This window comes from Pseudoalteromonas sp. HL-AS1 (assembly GCF_031198785.1).
GTDB classification, from domain to species: domain Bacteria; phylum Pseudomonadota; class Gammaproteobacteria; order Enterobacterales; family Alteromonadaceae; genus Pseudoalteromonas; species Pseudoalteromonas distincta.
Genome location: NZ_CP133569.1, coordinates 2,838,711 through 2,864,778 on the forward strand (window position 1 = coordinate 2,838,711; position 26,068 = coordinate 2,864,778).

Below are 26,068 nucleotides of genomic sequence, written 5' to 3' on the forward strand. Positions count from 1 at the left end.
GTTGTTCTATATGAATAATTTTTAACGCAGTGAGTGCGCTATTTAATGCGATAGAATGATCATATTTTTAATAAAATTGGTATTACTCCCCTAAACGGGCAATTTCTTCGCCAAATTCGCGTATATCTTCAAACGATCGATAAACAGAGGCAAATCTTACGTACGCTACTTTATCGAGCTTTTTGAGGGCTTCCATAATGCACTCACCCACCAAATGGCTTGAAATTTCTCGCTCGCCTGTAGCACGCAACTGCGATTTTATTATATTCACTACTTCGTCTACTTGCTCTGTGCTCACTGGGCGTTTTTCGAGTGCGCGATTTAAGCCATTTAATAATTTATCTTCGTTAAATGGTTCGCGGCTGCCGTCTTGTTTAATAACACGAGGCATAACCAGTTCAGCGCCTTCAAATGTAGTAAAGCGCTCGTGGCAGTCGTTGCACTCACGGCGCCTGCGAACTTGGTGGCCTCCGCCGACTAGGCGAGAATCAATAACTTTAGTATCTTTTGCGGTACAAAATGGGCAATGCATAGCTCGGTACTTCCGTTTTAAAACAAAAAAGACCGCTAAATAGCGGTCTTTTATCTTAGCAAAAATTAAGGTCTGTTGCTCTTTCAGGATTTAAATTTGTTTTATCTAGAGCCAATTTAATTGCACTGTGCGATTTATAACCTAATAAACTGAGTCAAAACTCAGCCACAAAGCAAAAACTACTTTTAGAGCCACTTCAAAAACAGCGCAAATTTAATCTCAAAAGATAAACAGCTCCCTAACTGTGGTGCTGTTAATTACTGTTGCTTATAAAATTAAGCGTAAACAGGTAATTTTGCACAAATTGCTTTAACTTTTTCTTTAACTTGCGCCTGTACAGATTCATCAGTGATGTTATCTAGTACGTCACAAATCCAGCCAGCAAGCTCTTTTGATTCTTCTTCTTTGAAACCACGACGAGTGATAGCAGGAGAACCAATACGCAAACCAGATGTTACAAACGGAGAACGTGGATCGTTTGGCACTGAGTTTTTATTAACTGTGATGTTAGCGTTACCAAGAGCTGCATCTGCATCTTTACCAGTAATATCTTTATCGATTAAATCGAGTAGGAATAAGTGGTTTTCAGTTTTGTCAGATACGATTTTGTAGCCGCGCTCTTGCATTACAGCAACCATTGCTTTTGCATTTTTAACAACTTGTGTTTGGTATGTTTTAAACTCTGGTTGAAGCGCTTCTTTAAATGCCACTGCTTTTGCTGCAATAACATGACATAAAGGACCGCCTTGACCACCAGGAAAAACTGCGCTGTTAAGCTTTTTATAGATTGCTTCGTCGCCACATGCAGAGATAATTAAACCACCACGAGGACCAGCAAGTGTTTTATGCGTAGTTGTAGTTACAACATGTGCATGAGGAACTGGGCTTGGGTAAACGCCTGCCGCAATTAAACCTGCAACGTGAGCCATATCAACAAACAGGTAAGCACCTACTTTGTCAGCAATTTCACGGAATTTAGCCCAATCAACAATACCTGAGTACGCTGAGAAACCACCAATAATCATTTTTGGTTTATGCTCAAGTGCTAGTGCTTCAACCTGTGCGTAATCAATTTCGCCCGTTGTTTCATCTAGTCCGTATTGAATTGCATTGTAAAGCTTACCAGAAAAGCTTACGTGTGATCCGTGAGTTAAGTGACCACCATGAGCTAAGCTCATACCAAGTACAGTGTCGCCTGCTTCTAATAGCGCTAGAAAAACAGCAGCATTAGCTTGCGAACCAGCATGTGGTTGTACGTTTGCGTAGTCAGAACCAAATAACTCGTTAGCACGGTCAATTGCTAATTGCTCAACAACATCAACGTGCTCACAACCGCCATAATAACGTTTACCAGGGTAACCTTCTGCGTATTTATTTGTAAGCTGTGAACCCTGCGCTTCTAGTACGCGTGGGCTACAGTAGTTTTCTGAAGCGATTAGTTCAATGTGCTCTTCTTGGCGAGCAGTTTCTTTGTTTATCGCGTCAAATAACTCTGGATCAAAATCCGAAATATTCATGCTACGTTCTAACATTGGGGTCTCCTAGGGCAACGTGTATGGTGTTTTTTTAGAGGCTTTATTGTACGCTTTAAACGACTCTTTGCCTACGCTCTTAAGTTGAGGATATTTAAACAGGGATTGAAACTATTTCACAGACTTTTTAAGATGATATTTTCTTATAAAACCATAACGATTTTAAATGAATGCTATTTCCTACATTTAATTAGTAAATGCAACTCACTAGATTTAATAGCCTAAAGTTATAAAAAAAGGCGGCTTAACCGCCTTTTTGAATTAATTAACTTAGCCAAGTTTAGCAAGTATTTCTGTACGTAATGCGTCGTAATCGGCCTTTATATCGCTTGCTAGGCATGGTTTTGCTAGTGCGTCGCTAAGTGGTTTTGGCATACCTAATTCAATATTTAAAATACCCTCTACGCTTTCTTTAAACTTAGCAGGATGAGCGGTTGCTAAAAAGATACCCGCAGCACCAGGCGCTCGATTTTCAACAAGACCTTGGTACGCAATAGCAGTGTGGGGCTCTGCAACATAACCCGTTTGTTGAATTTTTTTCATCACCAATTGCGTGTCTTCCTCGTTTACGCTAGTTGAATAAAAGTTATCGTAGCTAAACCAGTTATTATCTAACATTGTTTGCACACGCGGCCAGTTGTTTGGCTTACTTACATCCATTGCATTTGAAAGCGACTCAAGTGTTGCGTTTGGCGTCCAGGTTTTATCAAACATAAAGCGCGGCACAGTATCATTTTGGTTGGTTGTTGCACTTAATTTACCTACAGGTAAGCCAATAACCGCACCAATCATTGCAGCACATACATTACCAAAGTTGCCACTTGGCACTGATATATGCGCTGTTGCGCGTTTTTCTTTTGGTAGTTGTGCAATGGCCTCAAAGTAATAACAAACCTGAGCAACTAAACGGCTAATATTAATTGAATTAGCAGAATTAAGCCCAAGTGTTGATTTAACTTCTTCATCTAAAAAGGCATTTTTAACCAACTCTTGGCAATCATCAAAACTGCCATCAACTGCGTAACAATGAATATTGTTACCTAACGTAGTAAATAGCTTTTGCTGAGCAAGTGAAATTTTGCCTTTAGGATATAAGATGACAACATCGATATTCGGCTTGTTATAAAAAGCATGTGCAACGGCTGCACCAGTATCGCCCGATGTTGCGGTTAAAATAGTTACTTTTTCATCTTTATTAAATTGCGCTAAACACTCAGCCATAAAGCGACCACCAAAGTCTTTAAACGCAAGCGTAGGACCATGAAACAACTCTAAGCAGTATGTATTCTCTTCAACTTCTACCAGCTTAACTGGAAAGTTAAATGCATTTTTAACCATTTGTGCCACAGTGTCGCTTGGCAGCTCATCACCAATTAGGTGAGATAATATTTTGCCACTGCGTGTAACAAAGTCCATATCAAGCAATGCATCAACATCGGACAGTGGGGCAAGGGATTCAGGGAAAAACACACCTTGATTACGACCCAAACCTGTTTTTACGGCTTCAACGAACGACACTTTTTGTGAGCTATCTTTTAAATTATGTAATTGCATGACTACCTATCCTATAAAACTGTTAATTGACGCGTGCCGTCGTTATCTAATTTACAAATGTGGCAAAAGCCTTGCTCGTTAATGTAATTTGCCTCTAACCACTGCGCGCATTGCTTTGCAGCTTCAAGTGTTTTACATACACTAAACAAGGTAGGTCCTGCGCCCGAAATACTCACTATTTCAGCGCCCAACGCTGGTAAGCTTGCTTTGGCTTCACTAAAACCTTTAATAAGCGGTGCGCGGTAAGGTTCTGCTATTTCATCTTTCATTATGCTAAGTGCATCGTCAAAACGATTAGTCAACAGTAAGCTACTAAATGTCGATAAACGCTGTGCAAACTCAACACTTGCATGCATGCTCAACTCTTTTGGTAAAACCGAGCGCGCTTTTGCAGTGTTGAGTGAAAAACCAGGGAACGCAGCAACGTAGTACCAATTTTCATCAACAGGCAGTGCAATCGATTTATCAGGGATTAAATCACCTGTTAATTGCAAACCACCTAAATAGCATGGCGTGATGTTGTCGTAATGACGACCACCGCTCACTACAGCTTCAAAGTCAGCCATAAGCTCAATAAGCTCAACCTGACTTAAGTTAGTTTGTGCAAACTTATCAAGGGCAGCAAAGGTAGCCACGACCGAGCATGCACTAGAACCAAGTCCAGATCCAATTGGTAAATTCTTTTTAAGCTCGAGCTTTACGCTTGGCATATCAGGCGCAACATGCGCTCTAAAATGTACTAAACACTGGTACGCTAAGTTTTCATTCGCATCACTTGGTAACTTGTGAGCGTAGTCGCCAGTACAAATAAATTCGTCACTTGGTGCTGCACTTACAACGGCTACATCGCCTAATAAACTACCATCAATTGGCGCAAGCGCTGCGCCAAGTGCATCAAAACCTACTGCAAAATTACCAATAGACGCCGGAGCATATACTTCAATCATAACGAGCTCCTAGCGCGATAGTGTTTTTAAAATATCAGCAAATACACCCGCTGCTGTTACTTCAGAGCCTGCACCATAACCACGAATAACAAACGGACGTGGCTGGTAGTATTGGCTTAAAATAGCAAGCGCGTTTTCGCCATCGCGAATTACATTAAGCGCATGTTTTTCATCAACAGGCTCAATACCTACTTTACAGTGACCTCCTTTAATTGTACCTACATAACGAAGTACCTTACTTTCGCTCGCAGCACTTTGAATGCGGTCATTAAAATCAGCATCTAGGCTTGGTAGTTTTGCCATAAACTCATCAACGCTATCACCTTGTGCAAAACCTTGTGGTAATACTGACTCAACTTCAATATCGCTTAGCTCCAATTTCATACCGGCTTCGCGAGCAATGATCAGTAACTTACGTGCTACATCGGTACCCGATAAATCATCACGAGGATCTGGCTCAGTAAAACCGCTTTCTTTGGCTTTAATAGTTGCCTCAGAAAGTGATAAACCATCTTGAAGTGCGCCAAACATATACGAAAGTGAGCCTGATAAAATACCGCTAAACTCTAGTAACTCATCACCGGCACCAAATAATGACTGCAAGTTATCGATTACTGGTAAGCCTGCACCAACGTTAGTTTCGTATAAAAATTTACGATTATTCTTTTGCGTAGCAGCTATTAAATCTTGGTAATACGTGTATGAGCTTGTTGTCGCTTTTTTATTAGCTGCAACCACATGAAAGCCTGCATTTAAAAAGTCTACATACTGCGCAGCAAGTGCATCTGAAGATGTACAATCTACTAATACCGGATTCACTAAGTGGTTTTGCTTAACAAATTGCTCTACTAATTTTAAATCAAATGCTTGCTCAGATAAGGCCAATTTTTGCTGCCAATCACTAAAAGCGATGCCTTCGTTATCAAGGTGTAATTGACGAGAGTTAGCAACACCATACAAGTTAAGTTTAATATTACGCTTTTCAAGCCAAGCTTGCTGACGTTCAAGCTGATTAATAAGCTCTTGCCCTACTAAGCCACAACCTAGTAAAAACACATCAATTGACGGCACATGCGTGAAAAAGTTTTCATGGCATATTTTTACAGCGTCATTACATAACTCACCATCAATTACCGCAGAAATAGCACTTTCTGTAGAATCCTGTGCAATTGCCACAATATTTACTTGCGCTTGTGCAAGCGATGCAAAAAACTTAGCCGCTAAGCCACGGTGTGCGCGCATGTTGTCGCCCACTAAAGTAACAATGGCTAAATTACGCTGTACTTGTACAGGCTCAATAAGCCCTGCTTGTAATTCAAGCTCAAATGCAGTTTGTAGCGCATCGAGTGCAAGTGCTAGGTCTGTTTCGTGCACACAAAAACTAATGCTAAATTCACATGATGATTGCGTGATCAATACAATTGATACGTTATCATGAGCAAGCGCGTTAAATACCTTAGACGCCATGCCTACTTTACCTTTCATGCCTGGGCCTGAAACAGTTAACATTGCAAGGTCTTGCAAGCTAGAAAGCGCTTTTACGGGCTCATCAGATGAATAATCGTTACCAATTAATGAGCCTTGTGCGTCTGGGTTATGCGTATTTTTAATTTCACATGGCACGCCTGCTTTAGCACACGGTAAAATTGTTTTTGGGTGAAGTACTTTTGCACCAAAGTAAGAAAGCTCCATCGCTTCTTTATAAGATAAAAAATCTACTTTAGTGGCTTTTTTAATATAACGAGGATCAGCACTGTATACGCCATCAACGTCTGTCCAAATTTGACAAATCTCAGCTTCTAAACATGCTGCTGCAATTGCTGCTGAGTAGTCTGAGCCATTACGACCAAGCGTTGTAAGCTCGCCCTTGTCATTACTCGCAGTAAAACCAGGCATGATATAAATAGTTGCAGGATTTTCTTTAAGCACAGCTTGAAAGCGCGCTTTACTTGTTACTAAATCAGCCTCGGCGTCGATATAACCACCAGTTGAGGCGATACAGCTTGTTGCTTCTAAGTATCTTGCATCGTGCGAGTTCAATAAAGCCTGCATTAAAGAAACGCTAACGCGCTCTCCAAAGCTAATTACAAATGCGCGAACTTGATCAGGGCAACACTGTATAAGCGACACGCCATCTAGTTTATTTTTAAGTTCCCTTAGATCTGGCCAGATTGTAACTACTACGCCACTTTTTTCAACGTCAGCTTTTAGGCCTTCACAGCGACTCGCTAATGCTTGCCATTGCTGCGAAAAATCTAAGCCTTGCTCTGCGGCACTTGCGAGTGCAACTAGCGAATCGGTCATTCCACCTGGAGCAGAAAGCACCAATAACATTTCATCTTTTAACTGTGCTTTAACTAACTGAGCTACCTGTTGTAAGCATGCATAATCGGCAAGTGAAGACCCACCAAATTTTAAAACTCGCATTGTTTATGTTCCTCATCCCATAAAACGAAAAAAGGCCTGTGTTCTAAGTGAACACAGGCCTTTAAATTTGTTGCACCGACCTATGCCACTATCCAGTAAGAATGATGGTTGTAATAATAATGGTCAGTACGCGATTAATTGTTTTCATATGTTAAGACTGCCTTAACAAAGGCTATGCTGTCAACCCTAAATTAAAAGATAAAACAGCCTTTTTTAACATGAAAAAACCTAATGAATGCCAAATTTATGCAATATTTTATTTAAGCTTGATTTATTAATAGGTTTATCAATAAAATCAATTGCGCCAAGTTGGGCGACTCGTTGCTTCATTTTCTCCTGTATATCAGCAGAAATAACCAACACAAAGCACTCTATTTTTTCTATTTTTATAGTTTCAAGTACTTGTATACCATCAACCTCTGGCATGGTGAGGTCTAGGCACAGTAAATCAAAGTTTTGTGCTCTTAAAAGATCGAGGGCGTTTGCTCCATTTATAGCTTGTTGTATATCTGCATCTATACACTCATTTAAACACCGCACGACTTGTTTACGAGCAACAGCAGAATCATCACAGACTAATATCGAAAATTTCATCATGTTTACTACTACACAACCATCAAAGTTATTAAAAGACCATCTTCCTTTGCACTCAAGACACTTTAACACGCATCTAAATACTTAGCGCATTAATAATTCAATGCAATGATAAATATAGAATTAATTCATTTAAATATGATTAACGAAACTAAATTCTAATCAAACTTACAAAACTTAACGTCTAACAAATTTACTAATTCATAGCTGAATTTAATTACATTAATACTACATACCTATTTAATTAGATTTATCTTATTAAATTTTAACTTTTTTATTTATTTTTAGAGGTTTATTGACTAACTTTTAAATTACAATAGTAACGTTACAAAAATAACAAAGGATGAACAAGTCACTCATGTTACAAAAAAGCCTTTCTAAGAAGCTACTAACAAGCGTTTTATCCGTTTATTTTTTGCTTACCTTCGTAGTGACTTGCGGACAGGTGCTTGCTGAATATCTCAATACTAAAGACTATATACGTGATGAATTAAGTACATTACAAAAAACCTTTAGTCGTAGCTTAACACGTGCAATTTGGGAGCTTAATACCAAGCAAACAATTACAACAGCAGAAGGTTTACTCGCCATTCCCATGATTGAAGGGATTATTGTTCGAGACGACAGCGGCGAAATTATTTCACAATTAGGGCGCTCGCTCGACATACATAAGCTATATAACCAACAGTTAGTACAAGAAGAAGCAATTTTAGAAGACGCGAAATCCGGTCTGTTTGGTTACACCTTTCCACTTATTTTTGAATTTTCTGGCCGTGCTACCCAAGTGGGTGACGTTACCTTATTTTCTAGCCGAGAAGTTGTTTTAAGCCGAATTATGGTATCAATCTACTTTTTGATTGGTAATGCGATGATTAAAACTACCTTTTTAATCATTTTATTTTTAATGGCATTTAGAAAGCTTCTTACAGATCCCTTAGCTGAGCTTACTGAGCAACTAGAAAACCTAGAATTAGATGAGCTAGAAGGACAACACATCGAAATAGAAACAGAGGAGCATAACGAACTAAAAGTAATGGAGCAGTCGTTTAACAAACTAATAGATAAAGTGGTTCAGTACAGAAAAGAGCTTGAGCACACCCAAAAAGAACTCATTATTAGTAACGAAAAGCTCGATCATCACAACATACAACTTGAGCAAGACGTAGCCCGTAAAACATCAAACTTAAGCCAAGCAATGATGGAATTACAACAGCAAAAATACGAACTTGAAAAGCAAAAAATTGTGCTCACTGAAGAAATAGACTTGCGCCGCAGCACAGAGCAAGAGCTAATTTCAAAACAAACTGAATCCCAACGTTATATAGAAGAATTAAGCCTTGCACAGGAACGTTTATTAGGCACAGAGAAGATGGCAGCACTAGGCGGACTTGTGGCGGGTATTACGCATGATATTAACACCCCTATTGGGATAGGTGTAACGGCAATATCGTTTTTGCAAGAACGCTTAAATAAACTCGAAAGTGCTTATAGTGAAAAAACACTTTCACCAAAAGCACTAGAAGAATTTATTAACGAAGCAAAACAAAGTACAAGTTTGTTAACCACTAACTTAGATAGAGCCTCAGAGCTTATTGCTAGCTTTAAGCAAATAGCGGTCGATCAGGCCAGTGAAGCAGTAAGAACTATTAACTTTAAAGATTACACTAACGAAGTAATACGCTCACTGCATCCAAAACTAAAAAAGACATCCCATACAATAAAATTAGAATGCCCTGATGACTTAGTTTTAAATTTACCTGCAGGTGCCATCAGCCAAATTTTTACTAACTTAATTATGAATTCACTCATTCATGGCTTTGAAGGTAAAAGCAACGGTGTGATGGATATCAAAATAAGCGCAGATGACACTAACTTAACGATTGATTACAAAGATGACGGTAACGGAGTTACCAGTGAGCAATTGAAAAAATTGTTTGACCCATTCTTTACGACTAAACGCGATGAGGGCGGAAGCGGATTAGGTACCCATATAATGTTTAATTTAGTTAAACAAACTCTTAGCGGATCTATTGATGCAACGAGTGAACCTGGCAAAGGTCTGCGTTACTATATTCAATTTCCAAAGAACATGGCTAAGCCAATGCCTATTTTTGAAAAATATGAATAAAAAAGTACATGCATTAAATTATTAGGGCGTGTTGATCTTTGGTGGTTGAATTTTCAGCAACATATTTGGTTTTTACTTAGCCCACTAGGTTACAAACCTAGCGCCGCGATTTAATCTTCCTTGGATTGAACAAATTTCAATCCATAAAGTTCAACACGCCCTAGTAACAAATCAGTCATTTCGAGATGCTGTTTTTATTGCTATGATTGGACAAATTTTTCAAATGGATCAATTCCCCTATGTGGTTTAGTAACCTTATTTGTTACCGCTTTAAGCAAGACGCTTCATACACCCAAGAAGATTTTGATAAAGCATTAGAGCAAGATTTATTTCGCCCATGTACTGGTCAAGAGCTTGCAACATTTGGTTGGACGAAAGCGTTTGGAAAGCATGGCGAAACACTATCGCATTTTTCTCAAAAAAGTATTTTAGTTTGCGCAAAACGTGAAGAAAAAGTACTCCCAGCTTCTGTTATTAACGAACTAGTTACTGAGAAGATTGATCAGATAGAAGCCGAAGAAAACCGCCCTGTTAAAAAGAAAGAAAAAGACGAATTAAAAGAAAACATTCTTCATACTCTTCTACCCCAGGCATTTAAAAAGTCGAGCTTACAATTTGCCTTTATTGACCAAGAAAATGGCTGGGTGGTTGTAAATAGTGGCAGCTTTAATAAAGCTGAAGAGCTACTGGCACTACTTCGTAAATCGTTAGGAACGCTCCCAGTTGTACCTGCGTTTGCTAACTACGACCTAGATGTATTCTTAACTGATTGGTTAACTAACTTTAGTACACCAGAAGGCTTTGCTATTGGCTCTGACGCTGAGCTTGAAGAAGCTGACGACAGCGGTGCACAAGTAAAACTAAAAGGCCATGATCTGGCATGTGATGAGGTTAAATCGCACTTAGAAAGTGGTAAACGCGTAACTAAACTGGCACTTGATTGGCAAGAACGCCTTAAGTTTATGCTGCAAAACGATGGCTCTATCAAGCGTTTAAGCTACTCTGAAACTCTAAAAGAAGAGAACGCAGATATTCCTAAAGAAGATATGGCTTTAAAACTTGATGCTGACTTTATTTTAGCTTCTGAGGAAATAAAGCAATTACTTGAAGAACTAACTGCTGGCTTAGGTGACGTTGAAGATTTAGAAAAAGCGTAAATACCACAACCTACATAAATATTTAAGCGCTTTGAAGCATTAAATAGATTCATATATAAGCAGGTTGGTATAACAGATAAAAAATCCGATAGCAGTTTACTGCTATCGGATTTTTTAATGGAATTTTTAGAAGCGCTTATTTATATATTTGTTATCCGCGAACAGAATTTAGCTAACGTTCGGCGTATTAAAACCTAATGAAATCATCTTTCAAGTAAGAGCTTACAGCAAGGTTCAAAGGAAAGTTATGTAGAGTGATATGAGATTATATGTATTCACTTCAAGCTGGACAGCACAAAAACTGAAGCTTTGATTTTAATTGAAATAATTAACTTATTTGTGCAGATAACTTATTTTAGCTTTTAGCGTCTTCAACTTTAGGTTGGCGATATATTTTTATAATGTGGTATAAATTTACAAGCGACAATAAGCCGTTGGTAAAAATAACAGGTACTGCGCCAATGGCAACACCGTATGCAGTAAATACAATACAACCAAACATGTTGTACCAACGCAGTTTTACTACATCTGTCATTGTTAACGATACAACCAATAAAGCTGATGCAATATAGCCTAAATATTCCCAACTCAATTGTTCTCTCCTAGCCTTTAGGTTAGCATTACATGTACTGCTAACTTATGGCATTTATAAGTATTGCAAAGTTACAACAAAATAAAAAAGCTAACTTGCTTAAAAACCTGAAAAAGTTTGCCGGAAAATACCAGCAAATTCTTAAATCATTACACGGGAAATGAAGGTAAAATAATGCTATTAGCAAAGCTAATAATATTAGTAGCAAGTTAGCGTAAATTCTTGGTGTCTTGATGCTAACGTCATTAAGATGTAATAAATAGGACAAATGTCCGAAGAGCACATTGATGTTTCAATACCATTTTTCTAGTTACCTTGTTGATCAGCTTTTAACCTTTGCCGGTAGTAGCTATCAACAATCAAAAAAAGAAGTTCTGATCCATCAAGATCAGCCTTTAAGCAAGCTTGTGCTTGTACGCAGTGGCACTGTGTCGTTTAGTTACGACGTAGGTAATGGACGACGCCTGCTGTTAGGACAATTGGATTGTAACAACACCCTTATTGGTGAAATAGAAGCGCTAAATAATAATCCGTGTATTTATACGGTAACGTGCTTTAGCGATGTAACTTATAATCTTATTGAATTAAGACATTGGCGTGCTCTGCTGCTGGAAAAACCAGAACTGAGTTTATACACCGCACAAACTATTGCGGCTAAATTTCAGGAAAACCAAAAAATCAATTTAGATAAGCTACTACTACCATTGAGCTACAACATAGCCAAAGATTGCTTACTAAGAGCCGAGAACAACAACCCTACGCTACTTAGAGCCTATCCAACTGTAAATGCTGAAGCCGAACGCTTTGCTACCACTGAGCGAGCTTACAGACGTGTTGTTACAGAACTTGTCGAAAAAGGCTTGGTACTTAGAAGTAACGATGGCTTACAAGCAGTCGATATACCAAAGCTAAGTGAATACGTAGATAGCTTTGCTCAACTTTAAGTTATTTAAAATTTACCCATAAAAAAAGGGCCAAGGCCCTAATGCCAGTCAGTTAAGCTGACTGGCATCTTTCTTTTTATGGGGATACTTAGATGGTTTTGGCTTAACCCATCGGGGATATCTTCTATCCTCTCGTCTAGCTGGAAGCTTAAATAAGACCAGTGTATCGAGTAAGTGCTGCCAGTGTATTGGAATGTTCCCTGGACTCATTATAGATACTGACGAGAAATACTGAATGACAGCCATCGAACTGCTAGAGAAACTAAGCTGGTTAGGCCATATCCCTGTGACTGTCGCCGCCATCGTCATTATTCTTCGTATTAAATTATAGGCGAGTAACACGGCCCATAGCTCCTGACGCACCATGTCTGGACGCTTACTTCTTAAATGGTATGCGCTATCAAGCATGGTTTGTTTGATTTCTCTAAACCCAAGTTCTATCTCCCAACGATGGCAATATAATTCAACAATTTCATTACCTGGATAACGCAATCTATCCGTCATCGAGGTTAATATACGGTAGCTTTTGCCCTTTATTGTTTTGCTGATTAATCTCGCTTTAATCGTTTCAGGAACATCGGGAAAGTTTTTTTGTGCATGCTTTGTAGTTTTCAATTCAATGATATGGTCATTTTTACCCGCGCTGGAGATGATTTCATACTGTAAGTCGGGCCTTGCTGGTATCAACCAGTGCCTCATCTCCCCAGTTTGGTGCCAACGGTTTAACAGGCCTAAAGAATAATATCCTTTATCAAACATAGTCAGTGAATTATCTGGTGTACGTTCAATTAAACGCTCAGCTAATTTCATCTCGTTGGTTTTATAGTTATCAAACTCGCTACTGAGCAGTTGATGGCTGGTCAATTCCATATGACAGACCCTGCGTATTTGAGGAAAGGCTGTATCACCGTATTGGTTGCTACCTGAAGAGAAGGCTTTACGATTATCAGGCGTGTCGGCTGTTCGCCACACAACACCGTCAACAGCTAATAGGTTCAAACCATTCCATGTTTCGAATGACTGTTGCTTATACATTGATTGAGCAGATTTATTGAAAACGTGTTTAACGGAATCATCACCTAACCTTTGTCTCGCCTGTACCATCGCACTTGGAGCAACGAGTGGGTTCTTGCCAGGTAACATGATATCTAGCTTATTAGCGATATTCCAAACTGATTCTTTTCGAAACAATGCCATGCCAATAACTGACCACAAAACGGCTTCAAGCGGTAATCTTCGCTTACGAACGGTTGCAATCCCTGCTTGTTGAAAACCTTGTTCAATGATTTCAGGGTCAAGAATTTCTGATAATTTTTCAAAGGTATGGTATCGGCTGCTTTCTTCAAGTGTTGCTTGCAGTGCTTGTTCTATATTCACAAAAAAATCCGTAGTTAGTTTCCTAACTACGGATTTTGCATGATCGTTTGGATCGGTCAACCGGTCATTTTCTTAACTGATCGGCATTACCTTAACGGCCTTTTTTTATTTATACAAATTACTGATTACTTCTCTAGCAAAATGTCATGAATTTTCACAAGATCAGATTTACCTGCAATAATTTCATCCGGTGTTAAACCCGATAGTTCATGCGGGAACACTAACCACTCTTCAGACTCATGAATATAATAATCTGGAACAGTGTCTACTTTTGAGTTTTTTGGCTTGTAGTACGGACATGCAATACGAATATCACGTGGCAAGTTTAAGCGCATAAGCTCTGAAAGCTTTTCTTTTAATGCAACAATACTACGACCAGAGTCAAATACATCATCAACAATTAATAATGAGTCGCCTGCATTTGCGTTCTCAACAATGTAATGCAAACCGTGGACTTTAATTTCTTTAGATTGTTTACCAATACCGTAATAAGACGATGTACGTACTGCAATGTGGTCAGTCTCAATGCCTTTATAATCGTAATATTCTTGAACAGCAATACCGATCGGTGCACCACCTCGCCAAATACCAATAATAAAATCAGGACGAAAGCCATCTTGGTATACTTGTGCCGCTACGCGGAACGAATCTTCAAGCAGCTGTTGAGCTGTGATGTAGCACTTATCTGACATAATTAGAAACCCCAGTGGTGGATATAAGATTTGAGCGCAGCTTAGAGTTAAGCAAAAATTAAACTCAAACAGGTATTGGCGACGGATTTTACCGCAAATGAAATAAAATTGCTTGCCTGTAAATTAAAAAATAGGCACCCAAAGGTGTAATGCCGTTCACTTAAGGTGAGCGGCTTTTTTATTTCTAGCGTACCGCTGTGGTCTTGGCTTGACTGCACGAGGAAAACCTCGATCCCTTCGAGGCTCTAGAATTAGGCTTTCTGCCATCGCATAAAAGTATTTTAATTGACGTGGTATGGCTCCAGGTGTTGAATAAGGTAATCCAACAAGCAACCTCATTATTTGAGCTAAACTACCATTGAAACTCAGTTGGTACGGTAAATAATCACCTTTTAATGTGTGGCACATTTTTACCATCTGATATCGCACCATATTATAAGTAAGCAACACTCCCCACAGCTCTTGCTTTACAAGCGCTGGTAAGCGACTTCTTAATGTTAATCGATTGCCCAGCATATATTGCTTTTGTTCCCGATAACCAAGCTCTATCTCCCAGCGGTGACTGTACAAATCACCTATATCGGCTGATAGATATCGCATCGGATCTGTCATAGATGTCATCACACTATATGATTTCCCCTTTATTTTTCGAGTCACTAACCTCGCGATTAAGGTGTTAGGCAGCGTTGGCCACATCTTTCTTGCTCTTGGGTTGCTGCTAAGTTGGACTAATTTATCATTACGCCCTAATGTTTGAATAACTTCATATTGCACATTTTTTTTCAGGGGGATTAGCCAATGGCGTTCACTGCCAGTTGTTTGCCATTTATGTAAAAGCCCTAAAGAATAGAAACCTTTGTCGAATAAAGTGAGACTGTTATCGGGTGTGGTTTCTATAAGCTTTTCAGCCAGCACCATTTCATTGACCTTGTAATCATCAAAAGCACTCCCCGTGATTAGGTGGCTGCTTAGCTCCATTTGACACACCATTCTGACCTGTGGGTATTGTGTATTAGTCGGTTTTGTAAAGGCTTCATTGTTTTGGGGTGAGTCATCCGTACGCCAAACGACACCATCGACACCAAGCAAGGTAAGCCCATTCCAATGAGGATGATTAGCGTCATTATTCCAATGCCTTTGGGTGCATTCAAATAAGGCTTTCATGGCGGCTTCACCTAGGTTTTTACGACGCTGAGTTAAAGCACTTGGCGCAACAAATGGCTTACCATCGCGGTCAACAATGTCGAGCATATTAACGACATCGGCCATCGATTTGTCATTATAAATAACCATCCCGATCAACAACCAAGCCATCGATTCTAGGGTTAGTTTTCTTTTTCGTAGTGTAACGGTTTCGGTCAGTGCATAGGCTTCTTCGATAAGAGATAAAGGGAGTAAGTCTGCGAGTGTTTCAACGTCATTAGGTTTGATGTTGTTAATAATATCGAGAGCATTAGAAAGTTGCATAAAAAAATCCGAATTCTACAAAAGAATTCGGATTCTTACATACCTAGAAGATCGTTCAAGTGCTATTAACTAATTCTTAAATGATCGGCATTACACCCAAAGGTGCCTATTTTTAGTGTAAAAAGCATAATTTAGTAAATATTATGCTTTTTCTTGTAGGGTACGAGCAACCGTACGCATACCTTGAGTTGTTGCGCCCGCTGCCCATTGGCTTGTACTGCCCATGTTAAAAGCAGCAGCTAAATCTATGTGCACCCAGCCTTTGCCATCGTTTTGCACAAAGCGTGATAAAAAGCCTGCAGCATTCGATGCACCGCCGTAACCGCCACCCTTTTGTGCACGGCTATTTGCCGTATCAGCATAAGGAGATGGGCAGTTTTGTTGATGCCATTTTTCAAGAGGAAGTGGCCAAGCTGCTTCCATTTCTTGAGATGCAAAACTTTCAACTTCACGTGCAAGTTCTTTATCAAGTGCAAATAATGCATTGTACTCTTGGCCAACAGCAACAAGCGCTGCTCCAGTTAGTGTTGCTGCATCAATGATAAGTGGAGCGCCAGTCTCTCCTGCTGCCATTAAGCCATCAGCAAGTACTAAGCGACCTTCAGCATCCGTGTTTACAATTTCAACTGTTGTGCCATTTTTATAAGTAAGAATATCACCTAATTTGTATGCATGACCCGAAATTAAGTTCTCAGCACAACATAAAAACAGTTTAATACGTTTTTCAATACCACGGTTAATAGCCAATGCTAAACCTGCAGTTACTGTTGCAGCGCCGCCCATGTCGCACTTCATACCAAGCATACCTTCGCTTGATTTAATTGAGTAACCACCTGAGTCAAACGTAATACCTTTACCTACAAGCGCTGCACTTACTGGTGCATTTTCGTCGCCTGTTGGGTTGTAATCAAGCTCAAGCAATACTGGTGGGCGAACACTACCGCGACCAACAGCATGAATACCAATCCACTGTTGTTCTAGTAACGCATCACCTTTAATAATTTGGTAACTTACATGCTCAGGTGCTAATGATTGAATAAACTCAGCCGCTTTTTCAGCAAGGCTTTCTGGGTAAATGTCATCGGCAGTCCCGTTAACCATTTCACGTGCCCAAATTGCTGACGTTTTTAAGTGAGCAAGTTCTTTAATATCTGATTGTGCGTTATCAACAAACTCAACACCGTTTAACGATTTTGGTGTTACAAAGCCTTGATAAAAAGCCCACTGGCTTTCTGTACACCAAGCATCGCCTGCTAATTCAACGTTTTTAATACCTTGGATTGCAATAGTACGGCCTGCTTTTTGAACATTTTTCAATGTTTCTTGCTCAGACAAATGAACAGTTGCACCGCGCTCATTAAAAGACAATGACGCATTATCGCCCCAATGACTCGCTGCTGCTTGTTCGCTTAGTTGAACAACAAATTTTTCACTCATGTTAGAATACCCTTGCACTTAAATGTGCCACCGAGTTTACTATAGAGCGCTTAAGTTCCCAACAGCTTGAGATAAATAACATAAATCACACTGCTGTGCAGTATTTACACTTTGGAAGTTATTATGAAGTACACGCCAACGCTGCAACCAGCCACCTTACTAAAGCGCTACAAACGCTTTTTAGCTGATTTACAACTAAGTGATGGCAGCGAATTTACCGCCCACTGTGCTAATACAGGTAAAATGACGGGATGCGCTGAGCCGGGTTTTGCTGCTTTTTATTCAACAAGTGATAACGCAAAACGAAAATACCCGCATTCATTAGAGCTTACGCAAAATAACTTATCGCAGCTTATTTGTGTAAATACAGCGGTGGCTAATAAAGTAGTAGAAGAAGCAATAAACAATAATGTGATAAGCGAGCTACTCGACTACAGTCAATTGCAAAGCGAAGTAAAGTACGGCAGCGAAAACAGCAGAATCGACTTTTTACTCAAAGACAAAAATAAGCCTGATTGCTATGTAGAAGTTAAATCAGTCACATTATTAAGCGAAGATGCACCAAAAAGCGGGCAAGGCTACTTTCCTGATGCGCAAACACTGCGCGGACAAAAACATATCCGCGAACTAATAGAAATGATCGAACAAGGCCACCGAGCAGTATTACTGTTCGCTGTTTTGCATGAAGGAATAAATACCGTAAGTGCAGCTGCGCATATTGATAAGAAATACGCCACGCTATTAAGCCAAGCAATAATAGCCGGCGTTGAAGTATTAGCATACAAGGCCACTATTTCTGCTAATGAAGTTTTACTTCATAAAAAAATAGTATTTGCACAATAGTGTATTAAACCAAGGGATTGAACTAAGCGTAATTTGCAAAATAAGCAAAGTAATCAAATTAAAAAAAGTTATACAAAGTGAATTATAAAAATTAACTTGTTTTTAAAGCTTTTGCCCACATAACAAGGCAAGTTTTAGAAAGCGAATATGTGAATTAATTAAAAGTGTAAATAAACTATTAATACACTTTTTACTCAGTAAGCATGGTTGAAGCTAATTCGATTAATTAAAAATAAATTTGCCTAGGGTATAAGATTCTGTTATTTATACCGCCGGCTAATGCTGAGGCATTAAATTAAGGATTTAGGAGAGAGTTATGCCAGACCAAAAGAAACATGGTTTATTGGCTCAAGCCGGTTTAGAACCATACCAAGAAAAACCAGGCGAAGAGTACATGAATGATGCACAACGTGCTCATTTTAGAGCGATTTTAGAAACTTGGCGTAATGATTTACGTAACGAAGTTGATCGTACTAAATCGCACATGCAAGACGAAGCTGCTAACTTTCCTGACCCAGTTGACCGCGCTGCACAAGAAGAAGAGTTCTCTTTAGAACTTCGTACTCGTGACCGCGAACGTAAATTAATCAAAAAAATTGAAAAAACAATTAATTTGATTAAAGAAGATGATTTTGGCTTTTGTGAGTCTTGTGGCATCGAAATTGGCATACGTCGCTTAGAAGCACGTCCTACTGCCGATTTATGCGTAGACTGCAAAACACTTGCAGAAATCAAAGAAAAGCAATCTGGACGCGGCTAATTAATACTTATTAATTAGTTATGTCTCCTACAGCCGTTACTGCGCCTATGCGTAAATATCGCGGTCGTTTTGCACCGTCTCCTTCTGGGCCATTACATTTTGGCTCACTTGTAGCGGCTGTGGGTAGTTATCTAGATGCAAAAGCTAACCAAGGAGATTGGTTAGTTCGTATAGAAGACATTGACACTACGCGCGTGGTTAAAAACGCCGACTCCGATATTCTGAATACCTTACATGCCTACGCCCTTCACTGGGACGAACCTGTTGTATATCAAACGCAGCGTCAGCCTTTATACCAAGATATTACCCACTCACTTTTAAAACAAAAGCTTGTTTATGGTTGCACTTGTACTCGCAAACAAATAAAAGCCATTGGCGGTATTTATCAAGGGCATTGCCAAGCACTTAGCCATAATACGGAGTCCGGTGCGCTTCGCTTAGTTCAGCAACATCCAACTACTCAATTTAATGATTTAATTCAAGGTGATATAACAGTAAATAGCGCCCTTTCCCATGAAGATTACTTAATTAAACGCAGCGATGACTTATTTGCATATCAACTTGTTGTGGTCGTCGATGATATTGATCAAGGGATTAATCGAATTGTAAGAGGCGCTGATTTAATTGAGCCAACCGCAAGGCAAATTAGTTTGTTTAAACAACTAAATAGCCCTGTGCCTGAATTTGCTCATTTACCTTTAGCGGTTGCCAAGCCTGGTTTCAAATTATCTAAACAAAACTATGCTCCCGCCATTAGCAAACAAAATCCAAAGCCTGCTTTAATTAGTGCATTTGAGTTTTTAGGGTTGCCTGTTATAGCTGATTTAATCGATTTAAATATTGAACAATTAATCGCTTGGGGAATTAAAAACTTTAGCTTAAAACAGGTACCACAAGTATCCGAAATACAAATTTCTCAGCATCCACGTAGTCAGAAAGTCCAATTTACACATTTAAGTAAATAAAATAGCTAAAAACGGCTTAATTTCAACACATCAACTTAATTTTTAAACCCTGCTGGTATATGATAGCCGCCTAAATATATGCTAATTACGTCAAACAGCTAGTACTGGGCTATAACCGCCTTATTTGCTGTAACTTTTGATTGCGATGCAGAGTCAATCACACCTTCTAGGAGACAGACTATTATTTCCAAGCTTTTTCAATTTTGCCGACAAATAATCGGCCCGAATACCAGTGCCGAAAGCGCTTCTGTAAGCAGTGAACCTATTGTTGTCACTCGTGGTGAGCATGGTATTTCTCGCAAACAATTTAGCCCAAATGCAATCAAAGTATTATACCGCTTAAAAGACGGTGGCTACGATGCCTACCTTGTTGGTGGTTGTATTCGCGATATATTGTTAGGCCAACAGCCAAAAGATTTTGACGTAGTTACTAACGCAACGCCAGATCAAGTAAAAAAACTATTTAGAAACTGTCGCCTTATTGGCCGTCGCTTTCGCTTAGCACATATTGTATTTGGCCGTGAAATTATTGAAGTGGCGACTATGCGTGGCCATCACGAAGCGCAAGAAGACAAAAATCAAATAAGCCAATCAAGCGATGAAGGCCAATTACTACGTGACAACGTATTTGGCAGTATTGAAGAAGATGCAGAGCGCCGCGACTTTTCAATCAATGCACTTTATTACTCAATCAAAGATTTTAGTATTCTCGATTACGCCAACGGCTTAGCGGCAATTAAAGCTAAACAAATTGAGCTAATCGGCGACCCTGAAACGCGTTACCGCGAAGACCCTGTTCGTATGTTACGTGCAGTTCGCTTTGCTACTAAACTTGATATGAGCATTGCGCCTAAAAGTGAAAAGCCAATTAGCGAGCTTGCAAGTTTGCTTGATAACATTCCGCCAGCACGTTTATTTGAAGAAATTCTTAAGCTGTTTTTAAACGGCAAGGCCGAAGCTAACTTTTTAATGCTGCGTAAATACGGCTTATTCCGCTCACTGTTTCCTGAGCTTGATAAAATCTTAGATAAAAACCCAAGTGGCTTAGAACACACGCTTATTCAGCAAATGTTTCAAAATACTGACAAGCGCATTAATGCTGATAAAAAAGTAACACCCGCGTTTATTTTTGCCGCACTACTTTGGTTTCCGCTGCTTGAACGTACTAAAAAGATTCAAAGCCAAGAGCAACTTGCAGAATACGACGCTTTCGCACAAGCAATGAATAAAGTACTCAGCGATAACTCACAACACATTGCGGTTCCTAAACGCTTTACTCTAGGCGCCCGCGATATTTGGCATATTCAGCACCGCTTAGATAAACGCGCAGGCCAACGTGCTTACAGACTAACGCAGCAACCTCGCTTCAAAGCCGCCTACGACTTTTTACTCTTACGCGTAGACGCAGGCGAAACACAGCATACTGAGCTTGCCCAGTGGTGGACACAATACTTAGGCCAAGATATAAACGGCCAAAAAGAGATGGTTAAAAACTTAGGTCATCAAGGTGGTCCTAAGCCGCGAAGACGCCGTCGACCTACTAAAAAGCCAGCTGAGTAATAACATGTACTGTGTTTATTTGGGTTTAGGTGCCAACCTAAACTCACCAAAAGAGCAGCTTGATAACGCGGTAATCGCGCTTAAAAAGCTGCCCAATTGTGAATTTATAAACGTATCGCATTACTATGCAAGTAAGCCTATGGGCCCACAAGATCAACCAGACTATATCAATGCAGTAGCGTGCATTAAAACGACCCTTGAGCCAGAGCAATTACTTGATTTAACGCAACGTATTGAACTTGAGCATGGGCGAGTAAGAAAGGCTGAGCGTTGGGGTCCACGCACTCTTGATATAGATACTCTATTATTTGATGATCAAATTATAAATACGGTGCGCTTAACTGTGCCTCATTATGGTTTGAATAATCGCGAGTTTGTGGTTTATCCACTATTAGAGCTTGCACCTGAACTTATTTTACCAAGCGGCATTGCATTAAAAACCATTGCAAATAACTTACCGCTCAACGACTTACAACAATTACCTCTGTAATTAACCTAGGCTTTTGCCTGCGAGGATATTATGTCTAAAATAACCGTTTCTACTTTAAATAAAATGAAAGCAGAAAATAACAAAATTACTGCATTAACAGCCTATGACGCTAGTTTTGCAAAGTTATTTCATGATAACGGCGTTGAAGTTATTTTAGTGGGCGACTCTTTGGGCATGGTACTACAAGGCGGCGATGACACTCTTGGCGTAACCAATCAAGATATTGCATATCATACCCGCTGTGTACGCGCTGGTAGCCGCGAATTATTTGTAATTGCTGACTTACCGTTTATGACCTACTCAAGCGTAAGTGATACTTGTAAAAATGCAGCTGAGCTTATGCGCGCTGGCGCGAACATGATTAAGCTTGAAGGCGGAGAATGGCTTTACGAGAGCATTAAAACGCTTACTCAACAAGGTATTCCAGTTTGTGGGCATTTAGGCCTTACACCACAGTCAGTACATGTATTTGGTGGCTTTAAAATACAAGGTCGCGAAGAAGACAAAGCACAAAAAATGATTGATGACGCAAAAGCACTAGAAGCTGCTGGCGCACAATTATTAGTACTCGAGTGTATTCCAAGTGCATTGGCAAAACGCATTACAGACGCTCTAAGTATCCCAACTATTGGTATTGGTGCTGGTAGCCTAACTGATGGCCAAATACTGGTAATGCATGACCTTGTTGGTATTTCCGCAGGTTACATTCCTAAATTTTCTAAAAACTTTTTGCTCGAAACAGGCAATATGCCTGCAGCCGTTCAAAAGTATTGTACAGACGTTAAAAATGGCGCATTTCCAAGCGCTGAACACGAGTTTAAATAATGCAGTCAATTACTGAAATTAGATCGTTACGTAGTCAAATTAAAGCATGGCGCCAAGCTGGCCTTAGCGTGGCACTTGTGCCAACAATGGGCAACTTGCACCGTGGGCATTTTTCGCTAGTAGAAAAAGCAAAAAACTTAGCCGATAAAGTCGTTGTGAGTATTTTTGTTAACCCAATGCAATTTGGTGCTAACGAAGATTTAGATAACTATCCTCGTACGCTAAACGAAGACAAGCAAGGCCTTGCTGAACTAGGCACTGATATTGTATTTACCCCAAGTGTAGATACAATCTATCCAAATGGACTTGGTGCACAAAGCTTTGTAGATGTGCCTGATATTTCATTAGGCTATTGCGGTGGCTCACGTCCTGGTCACTTCAGAGGCGTTGCCACAATAGTGACTAAGTTATTTAACCTTGTACAACCAGACTACGCCTGCTTTGGTGAAAAAGATTTTCAGCAACTGCAAGTAATTAAAACCATGGCACGCGACTTATCAATTCCGGTTGAAGTTATTGGTGTGCCTACAATGCGAGAAGTTTCTGGCCTTGCTATGAGCTCCCGTAATGGTTACTTATCGAACGAGCAAAAAGCGACAGCAACCGTATTATTCAAAGCACTTAATACATGCGCTGAGCAACTTAAAAGTGGCGAAAAAGACTTCGTAAAACTTGAAAGCTTAGCTAAACAAAGTTTAGAGCAAGCAGGCCTAAAGCCAGACTATTTTGAGATTGCTCAACGAGATACATTAAAAACTGCTACAATCGAAGATACTCAATTTGTTATTTTAGCCGCAGCCTATTTTGGTGGTGTTAGATTGATCGACAATATTCAAGTCGAAATTTAATATTATTGCGACTCCATTTTAAGGATAAGAAGCATGCACACTTTAATAAAAACAAGCGTAGTCGCCCTTACTTTTGCACTATTAGTAGGTTGCCAAAACCAAGTTGAAAACCCTGAAATGAATCAGTGTGCTCAACAAAATTACCAATGTGAAAGTACATGTGAACAGCAAACAACAGCTGATAGCTTAAAGCAACAAGTATGCTCTGGTAAATGTGTTGAGAGCTACAATCAGTGTAAAGTGCAAGCCGAAAAATTAGGTAATATTTAATTCCTTAAAGTTTTTAGTTTTAGACACATCGAGTAGGGTGAGGCTTTTGCCTCATCCCTCTCACAGAACCGTACGTACGGGCCTCGTATACGGCTCCTGTATTCTTCTATCCCTTCGGCTTATTTTCTAAACGCCGATTGAGCAAGCCATCCTGTACTTACGTTTTCCATTGAATATAAACCTTGCTCCTCAAACCATTGGTTTGGCATCGCTACATTCGATAATGGACTTAGAGAGTTTCGCCATGAGTTCATTTTGATGAACTTAAATGGCGGCTTTTTCCCTAATTGTTTTAGTCGCTTATGCAACCTCGCTGGGTTTTTCCACAACCTTAACTGAATTGCCCTTAATCGTCGTCTCACCCACCTTGCCAACAAATTTAGCACTCGTTTACAATTGGCTATACTGAAATAATTTACAAAGCCGCGCACCACTGGATTGAGTCTTTTTATTACTTCAATTAAGTTCATGCCACTATTTCGCTTTGTTAATCGTTTTACTCTTTGTTTAAAGCCTTTGAGTTTTGTGGCTTGGATACGCGTCCAATTACTGCCTATCTCCACTCCCAAAAATTTTACGCCTTCACTACTATGCGCTATGTGCGTTTTCTTTTGGTTGACTGTTAACTTTAAGCCTTTTTCGAGTATCTGAGTCGCTACTGTGAGTGCATTCTTGGCTGCTTTTTCTGTGCAGCATAAGATCAATATGTCGTCGGCGTACCTCACTATTCTGTGATTTCGCTTTTTCATTTCTTGATCAAATGCATCTAGGTAGATATTCGCCAACAATGGACTGATAACACCACCTTGTGGACTTCCTAGCTCACTCGCTTCCCAATTATTGCCTATCATTACTCCGCTTTTTAAAAACTGTTTGAGCAGTTTTAAGATGCTACCGTCTGTCACTTTGCGTTTGACGCTGCTTATGATCAAGTCGTGATCGAGTAGGTCAAAACACTTCGACAGATCCATATCAACCACCCACTCACGGTGATATTTACGAATAAATACCGTGGCTTTGCTGATGGCGTCATGACAACTTCGTTTCGGCCTGTACCCATAACTTGATGGGTGAAAGTCGATGTCGAAGAGCGGTTGGAGAATGTTCAATAGTGTTTGTTGTACTATGCGGTCGCGAACTGTTGGAATTCCCAGCAGTCTCACACCACCATCATCTTTCGGTATTTCTATCCGTTTGACTGGCTGTGCGCGATACTGCTTGCTTTGCAGTTCACCTTGCAGTTGTTTCAAGTTTTCTTCTAAATTCAAGGCGAACGCGGCTATGGACTGCCTATCTATTCCGGCCGCTCCTTTCGCTGCTTTCACTTTTTTGAATCCCTTGTACAGGTTATTAATATCTAATAATTGCCCATACAAGCTGTAGTAAACTGTCATCAATTGCCTTTGCTTACGGTATGTCTGTCGTTTCACATTGATGTATAGTGGTGTTCTTCATGAGGACATTAGGTGTGCTAGCCGAATGGCAATCTGCCTAAGTGGTCGCTCATTACTCCCATGCTCGGCCTTCAGTTCTCAGCGTCCACATTCCTGCTTAGCCGTCATCTCTTGCCTATTTCCGTCGAAATACATGTGAGCCTATACGTCGATACTCCTGATTTTCATACACTTAAAGAATACTTCCCCCCTTCGCAATCAATTAAAACTTTTGATTAAAATTGACCCTATCAAACATTCTGTTGATAGTCGGCTTGGTTTTCCCCTCCACACCATTACTGGCTTTCATCGGCCTAGCCTTACTCACTACTACGGGTTCATCTGCCACCTCACACCGACACTAAATCTTGGCTTTCACCTTGTATTTAGGCCACTTACTCTCATTAAGTTTAGATGCCAGGCTTCCCCAGTTACTGCACTGGCTCCCTGTTAGAAATCCCACCCTCAAGCACAGTATTGGTCTGACTAAGTATAGGGCGTTGCGCTATTTTGCACGCTGACCCACCAATACTGCCGAAACAGGTTACGGTTAGTTGTGTACCTCTAACTTCTTATGGCTTCCTTCAGACCCCACCGTTGGCCAGTGACGCCCTTGCCATTCAGATTATCTTCCCCTTAGTCAGGGTGATAAGGCATCTTTCAGCCTATCGGGTTTGCCAGCTTCGCTGGGCAA

At 39.9% G+C, this 26,068-nt stretch carries 23 protein-coding genes; 11 read left to right on the forward strand and 12 right to left on the reverse strand.

The genetic code is table 11. From position 1 onward, the window contains the following. Nucleotides 1–82: 82 nt before the first annotated feature. The 6 genes from nrdR to RB214_RS13215 form a co-directional block, all read right to left on the reverse strand. Entirely contained in the window at nucleotides 83–532 is a 450-nt protein-coding gene (gene nrdR / locus RB214_RS13190) for a transcriptional regulator NrdR (protein ID WP_002961761.1), read from the reverse strand. 275 nt (nucleotides 533–807) lie between these two features. Beyond that, a complete protein-coding gene (glyA, locus tag RB214_RS13195) occupies nucleotides 808–2,064 on the reverse strand; it encodes a serine hydroxymethyltransferase (protein ID WP_188162206.1) in 1,257 nt (418 codons plus the stop codon). Nucleotides 2,065–2,334: 270 nt separating this feature from the next. After that, the gene (gene thrC / locus RB214_RS13200) at nucleotides 2,335–3,618 is read right to left on the reverse strand and encodes a threonine synthase (RefSeq protein WP_309167413.1); all 1,284 of its coding nucleotides are present in this window, start codon (nucleotides 3,616–3,618) and stop codon (nucleotides 2,335–2,337) included. An 11-nt stretch (nucleotides 3,619–3,629) separates the two neighbouring features. Next, nucleotides 3,630–4,565 (reverse strand): homoserine kinase, encoded by a 936-nt coding sequence (gene thrB / locus RB214_RS13205; protein ID WP_309167415.1) that lies wholly within the window; start codon nucleotides 4,563–4,565, stop codon nucleotides 3,630–3,632. Nucleotides 4,566–4,574: 9 nt separating this feature from the next. Further along, complete coding sequence (gene thrA / locus RB214_RS13210; protein ID WP_309167416.1) at nucleotides 4,575–6,992, reverse strand: bifunctional aspartate kinase/homoserine dehydrogenase I; 2,418 nt, start codon at nucleotides 6,990–6,992, stop codon at nucleotides 4,575–4,577. A 228-nt stretch (nucleotides 6,993–7,220) separates the two neighbouring features. Beyond that, nucleotides 7,221–7,589: a response regulator gene (locus RB214_RS13215; protein WP_165744069.1), complete on the reverse strand. Its 369-nt coding sequence runs from the start codon at nucleotides 7,587–7,589 to the stop codon at nucleotides 7,221–7,223. Nucleotides 7,590–7,944: 355 nt separating this feature from the next. On the opposite strand from RB214_RS13215, the gene RB214_RS13220 reads away from it, so the two are divergent. Continuing rightward, entirely contained in the window at nucleotides 7,945–9,714 is a 1,770-nt protein-coding gene (locus tag RB214_RS13220; RefSeq protein WP_165744070.1) for a sensor histidine kinase, read from the forward strand. Nucleotides 9,715–9,953: 239 nt separating this feature from the next. Further along, on the forward strand, nucleotides 9,954–10,871 hold the full coding sequence (gene rdgC / locus RB214_RS13225; RefSeq protein WP_309167419.1) for a recombination-associated protein RdgC: 918 nt from the start codon (nucleotides 9,954–9,956) through the stop codon (nucleotides 10,869–10,871). Nucleotides 10,872–11,226: 355 nt separating this feature from the next. Here rdgC and RB214_RS13230 read toward each other — a convergent pair whose 3' ends face one another. Then, nucleotides 11,227–11,463: a uroporphyrinogen decarboxylase gene (locus tag RB214_RS13230; RefSeq protein ID WP_309167421.1), complete on the reverse strand. Its 237-nt coding sequence runs from the start codon at nucleotides 11,461–11,463 to the stop codon at nucleotides 11,227–11,229. 287 nt (nucleotides 11,464–11,750) lie between these two features. Between RB214_RS13230 and RB214_RS13235 the strand changes: the two genes are divergently transcribed. Continuing rightward, complete coding sequence (locus RB214_RS13235) at nucleotides 11,751–12,407, forward strand: Crp/Fnr family transcriptional regulator (protein ID WP_002962665.1); 657 nt, start codon at nucleotides 11,751–11,753, stop codon at nucleotides 12,405–12,407. A 48-nt stretch (nucleotides 12,408–12,455) separates the two neighbouring features. On the opposite strand, the gene RB214_RS13240 is transcribed toward RB214_RS13235, so the two are convergent. The 4 genes from RB214_RS13240 to pepB form a co-directional block, all read right to left on the reverse strand. After that, a complete protein-coding gene (locus RB214_RS13240) occupies nucleotides 12,456–13,784 on the reverse strand; it encodes an IS4 family transposase (RefSeq protein WP_375144325.1) in 1,329 nt (442 codons plus the stop codon). Nucleotides 13,785–13,909: 125 nt separating this feature from the next. Then, nucleotides 13,910–14,476: a phosphoribosyltransferase gene (locus RB214_RS13245; RefSeq protein WP_002962666.1), complete on the reverse strand. Its 567-nt coding sequence runs from the start codon at nucleotides 14,474–14,476 to the stop codon at nucleotides 13,910–13,912. Between the two features lie 156 nt (nucleotides 14,477–14,632). Further along, on the reverse strand, nucleotides 14,633–15,943 hold the full coding sequence (locus RB214_RS13250) for an IS4 family transposase (RefSeq protein WP_309167426.1): 1,311 nt from the start codon (nucleotides 15,941–15,943) through the stop codon (nucleotides 14,633–14,635). Between the two features lie 141 nt (nucleotides 15,944–16,084). Beyond that, complete coding sequence (gene pepB, locus RB214_RS13255) at nucleotides 16,085–17,380, reverse strand: aminopeptidase PepB (RefSeq protein ID WP_309167428.1); 1,296 nt, start codon at nucleotides 17,378–17,380, stop codon at nucleotides 16,085–16,087. Between the two features lie 123 nt (nucleotides 17,381–17,503). On the opposite strand from pepB, the gene sfsA reads away from it, so the two are divergent. The 8 genes from sfsA (at nucleotide 17,504) to RB214_RS13295 (ending at nucleotide 23,941) form a co-directional block, all read left to right on the forward strand. Continuing rightward, nucleotides 17,504–18,223, forward strand: coding sequence for a DNA/RNA nuclease SfsA (gene sfsA / locus RB214_RS13260; RefSeq protein WP_170072694.1), 720 nt, complete (start codon nucleotides 17,504–17,506; stop codon nucleotides 18,221–18,223). Nucleotides 18,224–18,539: 316 nt separating this feature from the next. Beyond that, nucleotides 18,540–18,983: an RNA polymerase-binding protein DksA gene (dksA, locus tag RB214_RS13265; RefSeq protein ID WP_002962671.1), complete on the forward strand. Its 444-nt coding sequence runs from the start codon at nucleotides 18,540–18,542 to the stop codon at nucleotides 18,981–18,983. 20 nt (nucleotides 18,984–19,003) lie between these two features. Then, on the forward strand, nucleotides 19,004–19,948 hold the full coding sequence (gluQRS, locus tag RB214_RS13270; RefSeq protein ID WP_309167433.1) for a tRNA glutamyl-Q(34) synthetase GluQRS: 945 nt from the start codon (nucleotides 19,004–19,006) through the stop codon (nucleotides 19,946–19,948). A gap of 216 nt (nucleotides 19,949–20,164) precedes the next feature. Then, nucleotides 20,165–21,508, forward strand: coding sequence for a polynucleotide adenylyltransferase PcnB (pcnB, locus tag RB214_RS13275; protein WP_309169018.1), 1,344 nt, complete (start codon nucleotides 20,165–20,167; stop codon nucleotides 21,506–21,508). A 4-nt stretch (nucleotides 21,509–21,512) separates the two neighbouring features. Then, nucleotides 21,513–21,998, forward strand: a complete 486-nt coding sequence (gene folK / locus RB214_RS13280) for a 2-amino-4-hydroxy-6-hydroxymethyldihydropteridine diphosphokinase (protein WP_024593696.1) — start codon at nucleotides 21,513–21,515, stop codon at nucleotides 21,996–21,998. 30 nt (nucleotides 21,999–22,028) lie between these two features. After that, complete coding sequence (panB, locus tag RB214_RS13285) at nucleotides 22,029–22,823, forward strand: 3-methyl-2-oxobutanoate hydroxymethyltransferase (RefSeq protein ID WP_007587166.1); 795 nt, start codon at nucleotides 22,029–22,031, stop codon at nucleotides 22,821–22,823. After that, nucleotides 22,823–23,671, forward strand: coding sequence for a pantoate--beta-alanine ligase (gene panC, locus RB214_RS13290; protein ID WP_024603833.1), 849 nt, complete (start codon nucleotides 22,823–22,825; stop codon nucleotides 23,669–23,671). The genes panB and panC overlap by 1 nt, the downstream gene beginning before the upstream one ends. A gap of 33 nt (nucleotides 23,672–23,704) precedes the next feature. Continuing rightward, complete coding sequence (locus RB214_RS13295) at nucleotides 23,705–23,941, forward strand: hypothetical protein (RefSeq protein WP_024598974.1); 237 nt, start codon at nucleotides 23,705–23,707, stop codon at nucleotides 23,939–23,941. A 119-nt stretch (nucleotides 23,942–24,060) separates the two neighbouring features. Here the strand turns inward: RB214_RS13295 and ltrA are convergent, their stop codons facing one another. Beyond that, a complete protein-coding gene (gene ltrA, locus RB214_RS13300) occupies nucleotides 24,061–25,335 on the reverse strand; it encodes a group II intron reverse transcriptase/maturase (protein WP_294118655.1) in 1,275 nt (424 codons plus the stop codon). Nucleotides 25,336–26,068: the final 733 nt, after the last annotated feature.